This window comes from Sodalis sp. RH22 (genome assembly GCF_047324165.1).
In the GTDB taxonomy this organism is placed as follows: domain Bacteria; phylum Pseudomonadota; class Gammaproteobacteria; order Enterobacterales; family Enterobacteriaceae; genus Acerihabitans.
In genome coordinates, this window is the sequence record NZ_CP178731.1 from 5,522,974 (window position 1) to 5,539,960 (window position 16,987).

The 16,987-nt window shown below is 56.7% G+C and carries 14 protein-coding genes, 6 tRNA genes and 3 other RNA genes; 10 read left to right on the forward strand and 13 right to left on the reverse strand.

Features of this window, described 5'->3' with window-relative positions; genetic code table 11:
- Nucleotides 1–63: 63 nt before the first annotated feature.
- From ACL2XN_RS25155 to ACL2XN_RS25170, 4 genes are read left to right on the forward strand one after another with little or no spacing between them, the layout of a single operon-like run.
- The gene (locus ACL2XN_RS25155) at nucleotides 64–510 is read left to right on the forward strand and encodes a MarR family winged helix-turn-helix transcriptional regulator (protein WP_410014136.1); all 447 of its coding nucleotides are present in this window, start codon (nucleotides 64–66) and stop codon (nucleotides 508–510) included.
- 15 nt (nucleotides 511–525) lie between these two features.
- The gene (locus ACL2XN_RS25160) at nucleotides 526–1,989 is read left to right on the forward strand and encodes an efflux transporter outer membrane subunit (RefSeq protein WP_410014137.1); all 1,464 of its coding nucleotides are present in this window, start codon (nucleotides 526–528) and stop codon (nucleotides 1,987–1,989) included.
- A gap of 10 nt (nucleotides 1,990–1,999) precedes the next feature.
- Nucleotides 2,000–3,220: an efflux RND transporter periplasmic adaptor subunit gene (locus ACL2XN_RS25165; RefSeq protein ID WP_410014138.1), complete on the forward strand. Its 1,221-nt coding sequence runs from the start codon at nucleotides 2,000–2,002 to the stop codon at nucleotides 3,218–3,220.
- A gap of 12 nt (nucleotides 3,221–3,232) precedes the next feature.
- Entirely contained in the window at nucleotides 3,233–4,756 is a 1,524-nt protein-coding gene (locus ACL2XN_RS25170; protein ID WP_410014139.1) for a DHA2 family efflux MFS transporter permease subunit, read from the forward strand.
- Between the two features lie 18 nt (nucleotides 4,757–4,774).
- On the opposite strand, the gene ACL2XN_RS25175 is transcribed toward ACL2XN_RS25170, so the two are convergent.
- Complete coding sequence (locus ACL2XN_RS25175) at nucleotides 4,775–5,695, reverse strand: LysR family transcriptional regulator (protein WP_410014140.1); 921 nt, start codon at nucleotides 5,693–5,695, stop codon at nucleotides 4,775–4,777.
- Between the two features lie 110 nt (nucleotides 5,696–5,805).
- Between ACL2XN_RS25175 and ACL2XN_RS25180 the strand changes: the two genes are divergently transcribed.
- Nucleotides 5,806–6,630 (forward strand): SDR family oxidoreductase, encoded by an 825-nt coding sequence (locus tag ACL2XN_RS25180; RefSeq protein ID WP_410014141.1) that lies wholly within the window; start codon nucleotides 5,806–5,808, stop codon nucleotides 6,628–6,630.
- Nucleotides 6,631–6,693: 63 nt separating this feature from the next.
- Here the strand turns inward: ACL2XN_RS25180 and ACL2XN_RS25185 are convergent, their stop codons facing one another.
- From ACL2XN_RS25185 to ACL2XN_RS25200, 4 genes are all read right to left on the reverse strand, one after another.
- Nucleotides 6,694–7,662 carry an alpha/beta hydrolase gene (locus ACL2XN_RS25185; RefSeq protein WP_410016758.1) on the reverse strand — a complete coding sequence of 323 codons (969 nt, stop codon included), beginning with the start codon at nucleotides 7,660–7,662 and terminating at the stop codon, nucleotides 6,694–6,696.
- A gap of 622 nt (nucleotides 7,663–8,284) precedes the next feature.
- Nucleotides 8,285–8,698 carry a carboxymuconolactone decarboxylase family protein gene (locus ACL2XN_RS25190; RefSeq protein ID WP_413727914.1) on the reverse strand — a complete coding sequence of 138 codons (414 nt, stop codon included), beginning with the start codon at nucleotides 8,696–8,698 and terminating at the stop codon, nucleotides 8,285–8,287.
- Between the two features lie 2 nt (nucleotides 8,699–8,700).
- Nucleotides 8,701–9,108 carry a nuclear transport factor 2 family protein gene (locus ACL2XN_RS25195; RefSeq protein ID WP_413723365.1) on the reverse strand — a complete coding sequence of 136 codons (408 nt, stop codon included), beginning with the start codon at nucleotides 9,106–9,108 and terminating at the stop codon, nucleotides 8,701–8,703.
- 18 nt (nucleotides 9,109–9,126) lie between these two features.
- On the reverse strand, nucleotides 9,127–9,963 hold the full coding sequence (locus ACL2XN_RS25200; RefSeq protein WP_413723364.1) for an enoyl-CoA hydratase/isomerase family protein: 837 nt from the start codon (nucleotides 9,961–9,963) through the stop codon (nucleotides 9,127–9,129).
- 117 nt (nucleotides 9,964–10,080) lie between these two features.
- On the opposite strand from ACL2XN_RS25200, the gene ACL2XN_RS25205 reads away from it, so the two are divergent.
- Nucleotides 10,081–10,983 carry a LysR substrate-binding domain-containing protein gene (locus ACL2XN_RS25205; RefSeq protein WP_413729708.1) on the forward strand — a complete coding sequence of 301 codons (903 nt, stop codon included), beginning with the start codon at nucleotides 10,081–10,083 and terminating at the stop codon, nucleotides 10,981–10,983.
- 38 nt (nucleotides 10,984–11,021) lie between these two features.
- Here ACL2XN_RS25205 and ACL2XN_RS25210 read toward each other — a convergent pair.
- The 7 genes from ACL2XN_RS25210 to ACL2XN_RS25240 form a co-directional block, all read right to left on the reverse strand.
- A non-coding RNA gene (locus ACL2XN_RS25210) (RtT sRNA) lies at nucleotides 11,022–11,147 on the reverse strand.
- A 44-nt stretch (nucleotides 11,148–11,191) separates the two neighbouring features.
- Nucleotides 11,192–11,317, reverse strand: a non-coding RNA gene (locus ACL2XN_RS25215) — RtT sRNA.
- 45 nt (nucleotides 11,318–11,362) lie between these two features.
- A non-coding RNA gene (locus ACL2XN_RS25220) (RtT sRNA) lies at nucleotides 11,363–11,488 on the reverse strand.
- Between the two features lie 44 nt (nucleotides 11,489–11,532).
- Nucleotides 11,533–11,608: transfer RNA gene (locus tag ACL2XN_RS25225), tRNA-Lys, on the reverse strand.
- A 17-nt stretch (nucleotides 11,609–11,625) separates the two neighbouring features.
- A tRNA-Val gene (locus ACL2XN_RS25230) sits at nucleotides 11,626–11,701 on the reverse strand.
- Between the two features lie 41 nt (nucleotides 11,702–11,742).
- Nucleotides 11,743–11,818, reverse strand: a tRNA-Val gene (locus tag ACL2XN_RS25235).
- 56 nt (nucleotides 11,819–11,874) lie between these two features.
- Nucleotides 11,875–11,950 (reverse strand) — tRNA-Val (locus tag ACL2XN_RS25240).
- A gap of 247 nt (nucleotides 11,951–12,197) precedes the next feature.
- On the opposite strand from ACL2XN_RS25240, the gene gltX reads away from it, so the two are divergent.
- The 3 genes from gltX to ACL2XN_RS25255 all read left to right on the forward strand — a co-directional run bounded on the left by gltX (nucleotide 12,198) and on the right by ACL2XN_RS25255 (nucleotide 13,951).
- Nucleotides 12,198–13,607: a glutamate--tRNA ligase gene (gene gltX / locus ACL2XN_RS25245; RefSeq protein WP_413723362.1), complete on the forward strand. Its 1,410-nt coding sequence runs from the start codon at nucleotides 12,198–12,200 to the stop codon at nucleotides 13,605–13,607.
- A 126-nt stretch (nucleotides 13,608–13,733) separates the two neighbouring features.
- Nucleotides 13,734–13,809 (forward strand) — tRNA-Ala (locus tag ACL2XN_RS25250).
- Between the two features lie 66 nt (nucleotides 13,810–13,875).
- Nucleotides 13,876–13,951 (forward strand) — tRNA-Ala (locus ACL2XN_RS25255).
- Nucleotides 13,952–14,106: 155 nt separating this feature from the next.
- Here the strand turns inward: ACL2XN_RS25255 and ACL2XN_RS25260 are convergent.
- Entirely contained in the window at nucleotides 14,107–15,291 is a 1,185-nt protein-coding gene (locus ACL2XN_RS25260; protein WP_410014143.1) for a NupC/NupG family nucleoside CNT transporter, read from the reverse strand.
- A 383-nt stretch (nucleotides 15,292–15,674) separates the two neighbouring features.
- Between ACL2XN_RS25260 and ACL2XN_RS25265 the strand changes: the two genes are divergently transcribed.
- Nucleotides 15,675–16,913, forward strand: coding sequence for an Nramp family divalent metal transporter (locus ACL2XN_RS25265; protein ID WP_410014144.1), 1,239 nt, complete (start codon nucleotides 15,675–15,677; stop codon nucleotides 16,911–16,913).
- Nucleotides 16,914–16,987: the final 74 nt, after the last annotated feature.

A 16,987-nucleotide genomic window follows, 5' to 3' on the forward strand; every position in this document is an offset into this window, starting at 1 on the left:
TTGTTTACGTACTTTAGCCGCAGTATAGTCCCCCGCCTAATAGCTGCCTAGGCAAAGATTATTATGGACCATTTTTCCGCTGACGATATTGATAAGGTCTATGCCTGGGGACGGCAAATCCACCGGTTGAACCTGTGCAAGGATCGTATTCTTGAACGCTATCTGGAACCCTACGAGATTACCGCCGCCCAGTTCAAGGTCATGTTGATGATGAACCGGGACGGTTTAACCACGTCGGCGGAGCTATGCCGCTGCATCTCCCTCGATAGCGGCGCCATGTCGCGCATGCTGGACCGGCTGCAGAATAAAAAGATGATCATGCGGGTGCGCAGCACCACCGATCGACGTCAATTCCATCTGGCGCTGACCGAGCAGGGGCATGCGTTTTGCCGGCAGATCCCGCAGATAGCGCTCAAGTCCTTTAATGATTTACTGGCGCCCCTGACACCCTCAGAACTTAATGAATTCGATCGCCTGCTGAAGAAGCTGGCGATCCCTGCCGGTATTTAAGGAGTAAATTTTACTATGCCGTTGCGCATTCGTTTATTACCGTTGCTCTGCTCGCTGATCCTGGCGGGGTGCGCCCTGCCAAATGGTTTACATACCGAAGGCCGGACGCTTGATGTCGCCAGCCTGCACAGTGAAAACACGCTGAAGGCCAATACCCTGTCCAGCGCCGGCTGGCCGGCTGCCGACTGGTGGAACAGCCTTGGCGACCCGCAGCTTAACCTGCTCATCCAGCAAGCCTTGCGTTCCAGCCCCGATCTGCAGGTGGCGGACGCGCGCGCGCGCCAGGCCAGCGCCACGGTCCTGGCCGCCGAGGCCGATCGCATGCCGACGCTTGATGCTAACGCCGGCATCACGCGCGAACGCATGTCCGCGGTGGACGATCCCACCGGGCAAGGTAAAAGATATGCCACGCTGCGCACCCTGTCGGCGAACTTCGATTACAGCTTCGATTTATGGGGCGGGCAGCGTGCCGCCTGGGAAGCCGCGGTCGGTCGGGCCAACGCCTCGGAGGTCGATCGCCAGGCGGCCAGGCTGACGTTGTCCGCGGACGTGGCGCGCGCCTACAACACCCTGGGCCAGGCCTGGGCGATGCAGGATCTGGCGCAAAAAGATCTGGAGCGCACCCGCACCATGCTGAATCTGGCCTCCAAGCGTCTTAACGCCGGGCTGGACAGTAAATTCCAGTATCAACAGACCGAAAGCCTCGAGGCCTCGGCCGAAGCCAGCCTGACCGACACCCAGCAGCAGGTGCGCGCCGCCGGCATCCGTCTGGCGGTCTTGCTGGGGCAGGGCCCGGATCGCGCCGCCGGCCTGCCGCGGCCGAAGCTGATTGCGCCGTCCGTCGTCAGCCTGCCGCCCACGCTTCCGGCCGAGCTGCTCGGCCGCCGGCCGGATCTGGTGGCCGCGCGCTGGCGGGTCGAGGCGGCAACCAAGGATATCAAGGTCAGCCGTACCGCCTTTTACCCCAACATTAACCTGACCGCCGCCGCCGGCACCAAATCGCTGGTGGGAGACGCGTTCTTTGGCGCGCCAGAACGTTATTTCAGCATTGGACCGGCCCTGTCGCTGCCCATCTTCGACGGCGGCCGCCGTCGCGCCGATCTGGCCGGCAGCAATGCCGATTACGATCTGGCGGTGGCGCAATACAACCAGTCGCTGGTGTCGGCGCTGGGGGATATTGGCGATGCCATTACCCGTCTGAATTCACTGGATATCCAAATCCAGCAGCAAATGCGCGCGCGGGATATCGCCAATGATTCATGGGGCAATGCCATGCAGCGCTACAGCGCGGGCGTCGGCAACTATCTTGATGCCCTGAGCGTAGAACAACAGCTTATCCAGGCCGAGCGTCAGCTGGCCGCGTTGAGTGCCGATCGTACCGACACCGCCATCTTGCTGATGCAGGCGCTGGGCGGCGGCTTTCATTCTTCCGTTTCTTCCAATGCCGCGCAAAACGTGGCCATGAATCAAGCACACTGAGAACTATTTTATGGCTGAGAATTCCACCAACGCTCCAACAGATAACAACGCCGCGCCGGTCAATCCGCCGGCGAAGTCGGGTAAGCGCAGACTGATGTTGTTGATTTTAATGGCGATAATTATTGTGGCCGCTATTGCTTTTGGCCTTTATTATTGGCTGCACGCCCGTTTTTTTGAATCCACCGATGATGCTTATGTCTCCGGCAATCTGGTGCAGATTACGCCGCAGGTGTCGGGTACGGTTACCGCCATCGCCGCCGATGACGGCGACTTTGTCCGCCAGGGCCAGGTATTGGTGCGCCTGGATCCCAGCGATACCATCGTCAACCAGGAAAGCGCCGAGGCCAATCTGGCCAAGGTCGTGCGCCAGGTGCGGGGATTATACAGCAATGTGGATAATTACAAGGCCATGGTGGCGGCGAGCAAAATCCAGCTGCAGCGCGCCCGGGACGACTACCAGCGGCGGGCCAACCTGGCGCGCGACGGGGCGATATCCCAGGAAGAGCTGTCGCATTCACGCGACGCGCTGACCTCGGCGGAAACCTCGCTCACGTCGGCCCAGCAGCAGTTAAGCACCACGTTTGCCCTGGTGGACGACACCACCATCAGTTCCCATCCCGATGTGAAGGCCGCGGCCGCCCAGCTGCGCAAGGCCTATCTGGATCATGTGCGCAGCACCATGGTGGCGCCGGTCAGCGGTTATGTGGCCAAGCGTTCCGTGCAGGTCGGCAGCCGCGTGCAGCCGGGCAGCGCCCTGATGGCGGTGGTGCCGCTGGATCAAATCTGGATCGACGCCAATTTCAAGGAAACACAGCTGGTGAAAATGCGCATCGGCCAGCCCGTGGAAATTGATGCCGACCTTTACGGCGGCGATGTCGCCTATCGCGGCAAGGTCGAAAGCCTGGGCGTCGGCACCGGCAGCGCCTTCTCGCTGCTGCCGGCGCAAAACGCCAGCGGCAACTGGATCAAGATTGTCCAGCGTTTACCGGTGCGCATTCGCCTGGAGCCCGATCATCTGGATAAATTCCCGCTGCGCATAGGGCTGTCCACCAACGTGACCGTGAACCTGCACAACCAGGACGGCCCCGTGTTGGCGGTTAATCCGCAAGAGCAGCCGCGTTTCGCCACCGATGTCTACGACCATCAACTGGTGGAAGCCGATAAGCTGGTGGCCCGCATCATCCATGAAAATGGCGAGCAGGCCATGGCCGCCGGCCAGGGTAAAAATTAATGCGGAGTCGCCATGAGTGAACAATCGTTTCGTCCGCCCAGCCTGGTCTTGGCCACCATCGGACTGTCGCTGGCGACATTTATGCAGGTACTGGATACCACGATTGCCAACGTGGCGTTGCCGACCATTTCCGGCAATCTGGGCGTCAGCTCGGAGCAGGGGACCTGGGTTATTACCTCGTTCGCGGTCTCCAACGCCATCGCCCTGCCGTTGACCGGCTGGATGTCGCGGCGCTTCGGCCAGACCAAACTGTTCCTGGCGTCGGTGCTGCTGTTTATCATCACCTCGTTTTTGTGCGGTATTTCGCAAAGCATGACGCAATTGGTCATTTTCCGCGCCTTGCAGGGGTTCTTCGCCGGTCCGCTGTATCCCATGGCGCAGACCCTGCTGCTGTCGATTTATCCCGCCGCCAAGCGGGGGATGGCGCTGTCGCTGCTGGCCATGGTGACGGTGGTGGCGCCCATTGTCGGTCCGCTGGCGGGCGGCTGGATTACCGATAACTACACCTGGCCGTGGATCTTCTTTATCAACGTACCCATAGGTATATTTGCCGCCATGCTGGTGTTCGCCCAGTTAAAGGGGCGCCCGGAGGAGCAGGAGCACCAGCCTATAGATTATATCGGCCTGGGCCTGCTGGTGGTGGGCGTCGGCCTGCTGCAGGTGGTGCTGGATAAAGGAAACGACCTGGACTGGTTTGGGTCCAACTTTATTATCATCGGCGCGCTGATTGCCGCTATCTCGCTGACAGCCCTGGTGATTTGGGAGTTTACCGATAAACATCCCATCGTTAATCTGCGACTGTTCCGCTACCGCAACTTTTCATTCGGCACCCTGGCGCTGGTATTGGGGTATTCGGGCTTTTTCGGCATCAATCTGTTACTGCCGCAGTGGCTGCAAACCCAATTAGGCTACACACCGGTTTGGGCGGGGCTGGCGGCGGCGCCGATCGGCATACTGCCGGTATTCATGTCGCCGTTGGTGGGGCGCTATGCCCATAAGTTCGACCTCAGGCTGCTGGCGGGCGGCTCCTTCCTGGTGATCGGCGTCAGCTGCTTTATGCGCGCTGATTTCACCACCCAGGTGGATTATTATCATATTGCGATGATCCAGGGCTTTATGGGGATCGGCGTGGCGCTGTTTTTTATGCCGACCACCAGTATCCTGCTCTCGAGCCTGTCGCCAAGGGAGATTGCCGACGGATCGGGACTGGCAACCTTCCTGCGCGTATTGGGCGGCAGTTTTGCCTCTTCGTTAACCACCTGGATTTGGCAACGGCGTGAAATTTTCCACCATGCGCAGTTGACGGAAAACATCACGCCCTACAGCGCCAACACCCAGGAGTACATCGCCGGGCTGGGGGGCGCCAGCCAGACTGCCATGGCGCAACTGGATAAGCTGGTGGAAAGCCAGGCGTATATGCTCTCCACCATTGACTACTTTACCCTGCTGGGCTGGATGTTTTTTGCCCTGATCCTGGTTATCTGGCTGGCGAAACCGCCGTTCAGCGCCCAGGGCGGCGGGGGCGGGGCACACTAACGTCATTGCGCGCATTCTTCATGGCGGCGTCCGGGCGTCGCCATGACTATCCATGACTTCACGGATAAGATCGATAAACATGCGTAAACCGGCCGGCACCAGCCGGTGTCCCGGATAATACAGGCGCAGCCCCGCAAACCGCGGACACCAGTCTTCCAGTACCGGCGACAGCGCGCCGGACAACAGATAGGGCGCCGCCGCCGATTCACTCACCCAGGCCAGACCGGCGCCCGCCAGGGCTGCGTCGATCATCAGCGGCTGGTTATCCAGCGTCAGCGGGCCGCTCACATTCACCACCCGCTTTTCGCCCCGTCGTTCAAATTGCCAATGCAGCGGCGCGCCGCTGGGCAGCAGGCTGCGCAGGCAGCGGTGCCGGACAAGTTCGCCCGGCTCCTGCGCACGGCCGTATAAGGCAAAATACGCCGGCGCGCCCACCACCAGAAAACGCAGCGGCGGCGAGCAGGGCACGGCAATCATATCCAGCGGCACGCTTTCCGCCAGCCGGATGCCGGCGTCGAAGCCCTCGGCGACGATATCCACCAGCCGGCCGTCGGCCACGATCTCCACCGTCATATCGGGATAACGGCGCAAAAATTCCAGCACGATCGGCCGCAGGATCATCCTGGCCGCCGCTTCGGCGGTATTGAGCCGCAGGCGCCCGGACGGCGTCAGGCGAAACCGGTTGACGCCCTCCATGGCCGCATCGATTTCATTGAGCGCCGGGCGCACCCGGTTTAGCAATTGTTCGCCAGCCTGGGATAATGAAACGCTGCGGGTGGTGCGGTTAAACAGACGCACCCCCAGACGGCTTTCCAGCGTCGCCACCCGGTGGCTAAGCGCCGACGGTGAAATGCCGAGCTGGCTGGCGGCCTGACGGAAACTGCCGGCCGACGCCACCGCGTCTATAGCCTGCAGTTCGAACAATGCCGTATTCTTCATTGTGCTATTTCCTGCATCAAATCATGTCAAATTAGGCCTATTGTTGCATGCTTTCAACGGATTTATGCTGGCCGCAGGCATTCACGCCTTTCCAACGGAGTCTGTCACCCATGGCAAAAACCCTGCTCATCACCGGCACCTCTTCAGGCATCGGCCTGGCCGCCGCCGGCTATTTTGCCGATCAAGGCTGGAACGTGGTCGCCACGCTACGCCACCCGCAGCCGGAATCCCCGCTGGCCGGGCGCGATAATATCTTGCTGACCAGGCTGGATGTGGAGGATGCGCACAGCATCGGCGACGCCATCGACGCCGGCATGCAACGCTTTGGCGCTATCGACGCGCTGGTCAATAACGCCGGCTTCGGCCAGTTCGGACTGTTTGAGGCCGTGACCGAGGCCCAGATCCAGCGGCAGTTCGCCGTCAACGTTTTCGGGGTCATGGCGGTGACACGGGCGCTGCTGCCGCATTTTCGCCGCCAGGGCAGCGGCACTATTATCAATCTCAGTTCCGGCGCCGGCCTGTTCACCCTGCCGATGATTTCGCTTTATTGCGCCAGTAAATTTGCCCTGGAGGGGTTTAGCGAAGCGCTGGCCTATGAGCTGGCGGCGGTGGGCATCGGCGTAAAACTGGTTATCCCGCACGGCGGCGTGACGGAAACCCGGTTTGTCGAGCGCCAGGGCGAATATCAAGCCCAGGATAAAGGATTAACCGATTACGCGCTTTTTATCGCCAAGACGCAGCGGGCATTTGCCGCGCTGGGCGCGGCCAGGACCATCAGTGCGCTGGATGTGGCCAAGGTTATCCATGAGGCGGCCACCGATGGGTCGGATCGTTTGCGTTATCTGATCGGGGACGATAGCCGGGGATTTATCCGCGCCCGGCGCGAATTGCCCGAGGATGAGTATATTGCTTTTATGCGGGAAAGATTTTGCTGACAGCCCGGCTGCGGATAACGCAAAGGGAGCCATCAGGCTCCCGGGTGGTCATCAACGGAGTGCTTATTGCAGATGGGTTTTCAGTTCGGTCGCGGCCTGCAGGACTTGGGAACGCACCGCCGGCACCTGGCTTAACGGGTTTAACAAGCCGAAGTCATGGATCATGCCGTTATAACGGGTGATGGTAACGTCTACGCCGGCGGCATCCAGTTTGCGGCCATAGGCTTCACCCTCATCGCGCAGTACGTCCAGCTCGGCGGTTTGGATAAGCGTCGGCGGCAGGCCTTTCAACTGGGCCGGGGTTGCCATCAGCGGCGAGGCGTGAATATCCTTGCGCTGCGCGACATCCTTGGTATAAGCATCCCAGAACCATTTCATCATATTACGCGTTAGGAAATGGCCGTTGGCGTAGGTTTTATAGGAAACAGTATCGAAATTCGCGTTGGTCACCGGCCACATCAGGGCTTCGAAACGGATTTTCGGCGCGCCTTTTTCTTTTGCCATCAGCGCCACCACCGTCGCCATATTGCCGCCGACGCTGTTGCCGGCCACGGCGAGACGTGAGCCGTCGACGCCGATTTCCGCTCCATGTTCGGCTACCCAGCGCGTTGCGTCATAGGCCTGGTTGATGGCCACCGGATAATGCGCTTCTGGGGAAGGCGTGTAATTTACAAATACCGCCGCCGCTCCGGATTCCACGACCAAATCACGCACCAGGCGTTCATGGGTGGGGAAGTCGCCCAGGATCCAGCCGCCGCCGTGGAAGAACATAAATACCGGCAGCGTGCCGCTGGCGCCGGCAGGTTTGACGATGGTCAGGGAGATATCCTTCCCGTCGACGTTAATGGTTTTTTCGCTGACATCGGCCGGCGGCAGCTTGGCGTTGGCTTGCGCATCAACCAATACCTGGCGTGCATCTTGCGGCGAAAGCTGCTCCATGGGTTTGCCGCCCTGGCTGTTTAACGCGTTCAGGAACGCCTGGACCTGGCGATCGGCGGCGGAGGTCTGGGCCGCGGCAAACGCGCTGCTCATGCCGAGCGTCAACAGTGAAGCGGTAAACAGGGTGGTTAATTTGTTCATGATAAATTTCCTTGTGTGATAAAAGGTATCGCCGGGGGCGATGGTGACGGTTATGCTACACACATCATTAAATAGTGAAATAATATATAGCACACTATTTAATTGGTTGTAACTCTGTCCTGAAAACGTTAGCACAGGTGCGGTGTCTTGTAGGTTAACTGGGTCTTTCCGGCCTTGCTAAGTTCCCTGGAGGTAATTTAGTTAACTCGATATTAAATAGCAAGCTATTTAATAAGTTTTTTTTAGCCACCCCAGCCGCTCGCGTTCCCCGCGAGCCGATTGACGGCGCCGCTTGTGGGATAGGTACATGTTTAAAAAACATTTAATCAGATTAATTTTCGGTCTGTGTTCGCTGAAAGCAGTATACACATCCGACAGCTATGCCAGCCTGTTTCTGGCCCGATGACAAAATATATCGCCTCCCGCAGTGGGTTTTACTGTAAGGTACCGCCGGGCCAGAAGATGGTTATGACATCCCTCAATTAAGTTCAAAAGCCATGAGTCGGGGGAAACATATTTCCCAAAAAATAACGCACAGCCTGATGGTAGTGCGTTCTGCATGGGCGTCTGGTCGTCAGTCCTTTCTGCGCTCCGCAAGTAACGCTGAAATTGCCTGCGAAGCCATTATGGCCCGGGGGAAACCACCCGGAATAATCACGATATTGGCGATTTCCTTAATTTCTTCTTCGCTGGCACCGTGATTGAGGGCATAACCGGCATGAATCTTCAAAAAATCCGTCAGACCCAGCGCTGCGAAAGCCGTACAAAGCGCAATCTGACGCGTGCGAATGTCCAACACGCCGGTGCGATCGAAAATTTCACCAACCGCGAATGCACTCACGGCATTTGAAAGAAACGGGAAGTCACGTTCCAGTGCATCCAGTGAAGCAGGCTGCGGTGCGCCATTGGTCAGTAGACGTATGATTTCCTCACCTCGCTGACGACGTTCAGTGGTGGTCTGGCTGAGGTTAATAGCGGATTGTGTCATGTTTATTTCTCCTGTGTTTGGTCACGGGGCGGCACCGGAGGGCTGAGGTAATCGGTCGTGTCAAGAATCAATCCATCACGGACCCGCCAGATGAAACACGCTTCCAGATCAAAATGTTCCATCCCGAAACCCTTTTCACCGTGGTAGGTGAAGGAACCGATCACCAGTTCGGGGTCCGTGGTATCAATGAAATGAATCGGTGTCGCACGCAATTTCACTCCTGTGGCGAAAAAACGTTCAAAATGCTGTTTTAGGCCTTTACGTCCTTGCAGCAACGAGCGCTCATCACGTGCGATGGGATGGCGGACAACTGCGTCAGGTGCATACAGCATGTGCAGTTCGTGCCAGTTATCACTCGAAATATCATCGACAAGCTTTTGCATCGCTGCCCTGGGTGTTAAGTGGATCATGTGATATCTCCTTTCCGATTAGGAAGATTGCAGCTTGTCGAGCGAACTGGCGAAGTCGTTTTTCTCAAACTCCACCGTCTGCGCTCCCATAGCGAGAAACGATTTCATCCGGCGTTGAGCTTCGCCACTCACCAGCGTCTGATTAAGGGTATGACTCTCTTCGAGCAGGCCGAGATGGATCGGCAGATGATCGGCAGCATCCACCGCCACTTTGGTGAGTGCGATAGCCTGCGCCGGGAAAGTTGCAATCCGGTGGGCTAGCCTCTTCACAAAGGGTTTGAGCTCGGCCACTGGCATCGCACGGTTGATAAAGCCATAACGTTCAGCCACATCAGCGGCGATTTCATCGCATCCCAGAATCACTTCAAGTGCCCGCATACGTCCCAGTAGGCGTGGCAGGCGCTGTGACCCCGTTGCACCAGGCAGCACGCCCATAGCCACCTCGAATTGCATCAGGACCGAGCGATCAGAGGCAAAAGCCATATCACAGGAGGTAAGAAACTCCGGCCCAATCCCGACTGCACGCCCGTCAAGCATAGCGATAGTGGCCTTAGGCAGCGTTCGCAGTGTTTCCAGAAGGGTTTGCAGTGGGTTGAGTGTGTTGCCTTTCGGCGGCACCCGATCACGGGGGCCGAGAAAGAGGTTGAGATCCGCATGTCCGATAAAAAAATCGGGGTCAGCACTGTCGAACACAATGGTGCGTACCCTATCATCCGTTCGCAATTCCTCAAGCAGTAGTGTCAGTTCCCCGATCACTTCAGGGGTGACGAGATTGAGGGGAGGATTGTCAAACGTGACAGTGGCCACGCCATCATCCAGTTGCTTACGCAGGGTGGAATATCGCTTGTCAGGCATCAAGGTTCTCCTATTAGTGTGTCTAGTGTGTCGACAAGCATACATATTATAAATAAAATGATAATCGCCGTTATTTTCAATTAACTATGTCAGTTAGGATATATAATTTACACCTCTATGAAATCGACTCTATTTAAAGACTACGAAGCGTTCATCGCTGTTGCGACAGCCGGTAGCTTTAATGGCGGGGCTCGTCTGCTGGAGATTAGCCCTTCAGCGATGAGCCAGATCATTCGTCGCCTGGAGGAGCGGACCGGGGTCCAGCTTTTTCATCGTACCACTCGAAGTGTGTCCACAACCGATCAGGGGGCACAACTGTTGGCACGCCTGAGCCTGGCGTTTCAGGAAATTGAAGCCGCAACCCGGGAACTATCCTGGCAACGTGAACACCCGGTCGGGAATGTCAGGCTCGTTATGCCGCGCGTTGCCTGGAATGATCTGATCGCCCCTCGTCTTGCGACATTTCATACCTCATACCCGGAAATCACTCTGGAAGTTCGTCTGGACGATGCCTGGATCGACATCGTCAGTGAGGGATATGACATTGGTTTTCGCTTAGGTGAATACATACACCCGGAAACGGTCGCCTTTCCGGTTGGCCCTGCACTACGACAAATTCCGGTGGCTTCCCCCGATTACCTTGCGACCAATGGAACACCAGAACACCCCAGAGACCTGGCTCGCCATCGATGTATTAACTGGCGGCAGCAGCCTGATGCCTCGCCTTATAACTGGGAGTTCAGTAAAGGCAGCGAGAAAATCACCCTTGCAGTACAGGGGCCACTGACCATCAATGATCGGCGTGCAGCGGTACGGGCCGCAACAGAGGGTCTGGGTATTGCCATGTGGGTCGAGCACCATTTACAGGAAGAGATTGATAGCGGGAAGCTGGTGCCTTTGTTGCAGGAGTGGTGTCCTGTCTATCAGGGCTTCTGGGCCTACTATTACCGTGATAAGCACATCAGCGCAGCAACCAGAGCCGTGCTCGATTTTTTACGCAGCAAAACCGCGGCGGTATAGCTGAAGTTATCGGGCCAGTGTCACCCCGGAACGAAAGCTGTTGGGTCGTGCAGGATGACTCGGCCGCTGGCCTCGCCCTTCGGGTCGTCGCCTGGCGGCAACGCTGTCTCGCTGCGCTCGACCCGAACCTGCGCAGGTTCAAATCCGCACGACGCGCGAAATATTGAGGTATTGGCCTGGTTTGAAGTTTGAGGGGTATTCTTGAAAGTGGTGGGTCGTGCAGGATGACTCGGCCGCTGGCCTCGCCCTTCGGGTCGTCGCCTGGCGGCAACGCTGTCTCGCTGCGCTCGACTCGAACCTGCGCAGGTTCAAATCCGCACGACGCGCGAAATATTGTAGTATTGGCTTGGTTTGAAGATTGGGGGGGTATTCTTGAAAGTGGTGGGTCGTGCAGGATGACTCGGCCGCTGGCCTCGCCCTTCGGGTCGTCGCCTGGCGGCAACGCTGTCTCGCTGCGCTCGACTCGAACCTGCGCAGGTTCAAATCCGCACGACACGCGAAATATTGAGGTATTGGCTTGGTTTGAAGTTTGGGGGGTATTCTTGAAAGTGGTGGGTCGTGCAGGATTCGAACCTGCGACCAATTGATTAAAAGTCAACTGCTCTACCAACTGAGCTAACGACCCACTTAAAAGGACAGAAATGGTGGGTGATGACGGGATCGAACCGCCGACCCTCTCCTTGTAAGGGAGATGCTCTCCCAGCTGAGCTAATCACCCATTTCTGTAAACGAACATCAAAACAATACCGACTTAAGAAGTGGTGGGTGATGACGGGATCGAACCGCCGACCCTCTCCTTGTAAGGGAGATGCTCTCCCAGCTGAGCTAATCACCCACTTCTTACCGCGTATTACTTCTATTTCTCACAGCGGAGCCACTTAGAAAATTAAGTGGTGGGTGATGACGGGATCGAACCGCCGACCCTCTCCTTGTAAGGGAGATGCTCTCCCAGCTGAGCTAATCACCCCGCCGTGTGGAGTCGCATTATAGGGATACTGCCAAGTGAGTCAACGATTTTTGAAAGTAAAAAGTGTGTTCGTCGTAAAATTAGTCAAGATGAACGGGTTTGCGCCTTTAATCTCTGCAAAAGGAGCAGCAAAAGTGGAACAGCGTTGAGGAATCGGGCTGGAGTGGTAGAATATTGTCCACTTTTTATAACCGGCCGGGAGCATTGCTCCCGACTGTCAGCCATGCGTAATAAGGCAGTGTTCCTGATGAAAATTAAAACCCGTTTTGCGCCCAGCCCCACCGGCTATCTTCATGTCGGCGGCGCCCGTACCGCTTTATATTCATGGCTGTTTGCCCGTAGCCAGGGCGGGGAGTTCGTGCTGCGTATCGAGGATACCGATCTTGAGCGCTCCACCCAGGAAGCTATCAACGCCATTATGGACGGAATGAACTGGCTGAACCTGGATTGGGATGAAGGTCCTTACTACCAGACCAAACGTTTCGACCGTTATAACGCGGTGATCGACGACATGCTGGTGCAGGGCACCGCCTATAAATGCTATTGCTCCAGGGAGCGCCTGGAAGCCCTGCGCGAGCAGCAAATGGCCAACGGCGAGAAACCGCGTTACGACGGCCGCTGCCGCCACAGCCATGAACAGCATGACGATGCCGAGCCTTGCGTGGTGCGTTTCGCCAATCCCCAGGACGGCTCGGTTATCTTTAATGATAATATTCGCGGCCCGATTGAATTTAGCAACCAAGAGCTTGACGACCTGATTATCCGCCGTACCGACGGCTCGCCCACCTATAATTTCTGCGTGGTGATTGACGACTGGGATATGGCAATCACCCATGTTATCCGCGGTGAGGATCATATCAACAACACGCCGCGCCAGATCAATATTCTCAAGGCCCTGGGCGCGCCGGTGCCCGAATATGCCCACGTCTCGATGATCCTGGGCGACGACGGCAAGAAGCTGTCCAAACGCCACGGCGCGGTGGGCGTAATGCAGTACCGCGACGACGGTTTTCTGCCTGAGGCCCTGCTGAATTACCTGGTGCGCCTGGGCTGGTCCCATGGTGATCAGGAAATTTTCTCCATCGAAGAAATGAAGCGGCTGTTTACCCTGGACGATATCAGCAAATCGGCCAGCGCCTTTAACACCGAAAAGCTGCTGTGGCTTAATCACCACTACATTAATCATCTGCCGCCGGAATACGTCGCCACCCACCTGGTATGGCATATGGAACAAGCGGGCATTGATACCCGCAATGGGCCGCAACTGGCGGAGCTGGTGACATTACTCGGCGATCGCTGCAAGACCCTGAAAGAAATGGCGGCCTCATGCCATTATTTCTATGAGGATTTCGAGCAGTTCGATGCCGACGCGGCCAAAAAACATCTGCGCCTGGTGGCCCGCGAGCCGTTGGTGCTGGCGCGCGCCAAACTGGCCGCCCTGACGTCGTGGTCGCCTGAACACGTGCATAACGCTATCGAGGAGACGGCGGCGGAGCTCAACGTGGGCATGGGCAAGGTAGGGATGCCGCTGCGCGTGGCGGTCACCGGCGCGGGCCAGTCGCCGGCGCTGGATGTCACCGTCCATGCCGTCGGACAGTCACGTTCGTTGGCCCGTATCGATAAGGCGCTGGACTATATCGCCCAGCGCGCCGGATAAACCGTTCGTTATCGAGGATTTGACGGCTTTTTCAGCGTTTGATGCGTTAATTTCAATTAGCCGTTGACACTGTTTGCCGGGTTTCATATCATGCGCCCCGTCCACCAGACATGATGTGTCGGGTACGGGGCTATAGCTCAGCTGGGAGAGCGCTTGCATGGCATGCAAGAGGTCAGCGGTTCGATCCCGCTTAGCTCCACCAATCACCTCGATTGGCCTGATATGATGATGTGTTACGACGGTGTTCGTGTTACCCAGGAAGTACGTTGGGGCTATAGCTCAGCTGGGAGAGCGCTTGCATGGCATGCAAGAGGTCAGCGGTTCGATCCCGCTTAGCTCCACCACATTAAAAAAACCGGCTTCTGGCCGGTTTTTTGTTTTTATATCTTGTGCGTGCATGCCTGGCGCCGCCTCGATTTATCGCGTCAATCCTATAAAAAAGGCCGGGTTTCCCCGGCCCCAACCGCACCGTCGTTATGACGGCAAGATGGACGGCGGTTTAAATTACCAAACCGGTGATGGCGGCGGACAGCAGGCTGACCAGCGTCGAGCCGTACACCAGCTTCAGGCCGAAGCGGGATACCACGTTGCCCTGGTGTTCGTTCAGGCCTTTAATCGCGCCGGCCACGATGCCGATGGATGAAAAGTTGGCAAACGACACCAGGAATACCGACAGGATGCCGACGGAATGCGCGGACAGTTGGCCGGCAACCTTTTGCAAATCCATCATGGCGACAAACTCATTGGAGACCAGCTTGGTGGCCATGATGCTGCCGACCCGCAGCGCCTCGTCGCCCTGGATGCCGATGACCCGGGCAAAGGGATAAAATATATACCCCAGTATGCCCTGGAAGCTGATGCCGAACACCAGGCTGAACAAGGCGTTTATGGCGGCGATAATGGCAATGAAGCCAATCAGCATGGCCGCGACGATAATGGCCACCCGGAAGCCCGCCAGGATATATTCACCCAGCATTTCGAAAAAGCTCTGTCCTTCATGCAGATTACTCATCTGCAGCTCTTCTTCCTTGCCGACCTGGTAGGGATTGATCAATGACAGCACAATAAAGGTGCTGAACATATTCAATACCAGAGCGGCCACCACATAGCGCGGTTCCAGCATGGTCATATAGGCGCCGACGATGGACATCGATACCGTCGACATCGCCGTGGCCGCCATGGTGTACATCCGGCGTTCGGACATCTTGCCCAGGATATCCTTATAGGCGATGAAGTTTTCCGATTGCCCCAGGATCAGCGAACTGACGGCGTTAAACGACTCCAGCTTGCCCATACCGTTAATTTTCGACAGCAGGGTACCGATGATGCGGATAATAAAAGGGAGCACCCGGATATGCTGTAAAATACCTATCAGGGCCGAGATAAATACAATCGGACATAACACATTCAGGAAAAAGAATGCCAGGCCCTGTTTATTCATATTACCGAAAACAAATCCTGTCCCTTCGGCGGCAAATCCTAGCAACTTATCAAACAGCGCCGAGAATCCCTGCACAAAACCCAATCCAATCTGCGAGTTGAGGAAAAAATAAGCAAGCAGGACTTCAATGACTAATAGTTGAACAATAAAGCGCAGCCTGATTTTTTTACGATCGTGGCTGACCAATAACGCCAGGATTGCCACTACGGCAAGAGCGAGGACAAAATGAAAAATCCGGGACATAGTTGCTCCAGTTATGAGGCAGGCAATAATTTGCCGCTCATTCTATGTAACGGTCGAACTAAAAACGAGTTATAAGTTGCAAATATATAAAAATCCTCTAGCAGAAGATGAGGATAGCGAGGCGGTCACAGATAAGTCGCGAAAAAAGTTAAATTTATATCCAATTATGTTAATAGTGTGCTAATGTAATTTAGTAACCCATTGGCGCTTCTAAGCCGGTCCAATTAGGGATGAAACTGTCATTAGGCTGGGTTTTGCCCCCTTTATGCTCATCATCATCGTCATCTATCGCAGAGATAACCCGAAACGTCCTAAATGCGCTTGATAATTATTATCGTTTGGATAGGATGAAGCTAATTCGATGGATCATAAGGGTCACTGATATGCTGAATAGCCGAACTGCGGACGGTGTCAATCGCGCATCACGCAAGGTAAAGCTCTCATTGCTTGGCCCGGCGTTTATCGCGGCGATTGGCTATATCGACCCCGGTAATTTCGCCACCAATATCCAGGCGGGCGCCAGCTTCGGGTACCGATTGCTCTGGGTGGTGGTGTGGGCCAACTTTATGGCCATGCTCATCCAGCTGTTGTCGGCAAAGCTGGGTATCGCCACCGGCAAGAACCTGGCGGAGCATATCCGCGATCGCTTCCCGCGCCCGGCGGTGTGGGCCTACTGGATACAAGCTGAAATCATTGCCATGGCCACCGATTTGGCGGAATTCGTCGGCGCGGCCATCGGTTTTAAAATGCTGCTGGGCTGCTCGCTGCTGCAAGGCGCAATCATTACCGGCATCGCCACATTCTTGATCCTCATGTTGCAACAGCGGGGTCAAAAACCACTGGAATTGGTCATTGGCGGGCTGCTGCTGTTTGTCGCCGCCGCCTATATCGCGGAGCTGTTTTTTTCGCAACCGAATATGGCGGAACTGGGTAAAGGCATGCTGCTGCCCAGCCTGCCGAACGGCGACGCGGTTTTCCTGGCCGCCGGGGTGCTGGGCGCCACCATTATGCCGCATGTGATTTACCTGCATTCTTCCTTGACGCAAAACGGACTGCACGGCAACCGCGCCCAACGCTACTCCTCGACTAAACTGGATGTGGCCATCGCCATGACCACCGCCGGTTTTGTCAATCTGGCCATGATGGCCACCGCGGCGGCGGCATTTCACTTCAGCGGGCATACCGGCATCGCCGATCTGGATGAGGCCTACCTGACCTTGGCGCCGCTGCTGAACCATACGGCGGCGACGGTATTCGGTTTAAGCCTGGTGGCGGCGGGCCTGTCCTCCACCGTGGTGGGCACCATGGCCGGGCAGGTGGTGATGCAGGGATTTGTGCGTTTTCGCATACCGCTGCTGGTAAGGCGGGTGGTCACGATGCTGCCGTCCTTTGTGGTTATCATGATGGGGCTGGACCCGACCCGTATCCTGGTATTAAGCCAGGTCCTGCTCAGCTTCGGCATTGCGCTGGCGCTGGTGCCGCTGCTGACCTTTACCGGCAACCGCGTCCTGATGGGCGACATGGTGAACTCGCGCCTGATCCAGACGTTGGGGTGGGTTATCGTGGCGGTGGTGGTAACGCTGAATGGCTATTTGATGGTGGGCACCGCGTTCGGCCTGTAACCGGACTTTATCTTCTCCGGCTATCCGATACGCCACCCTACCGCAGAGGCCGTACCCGGCGCGTTAAGGGCAAT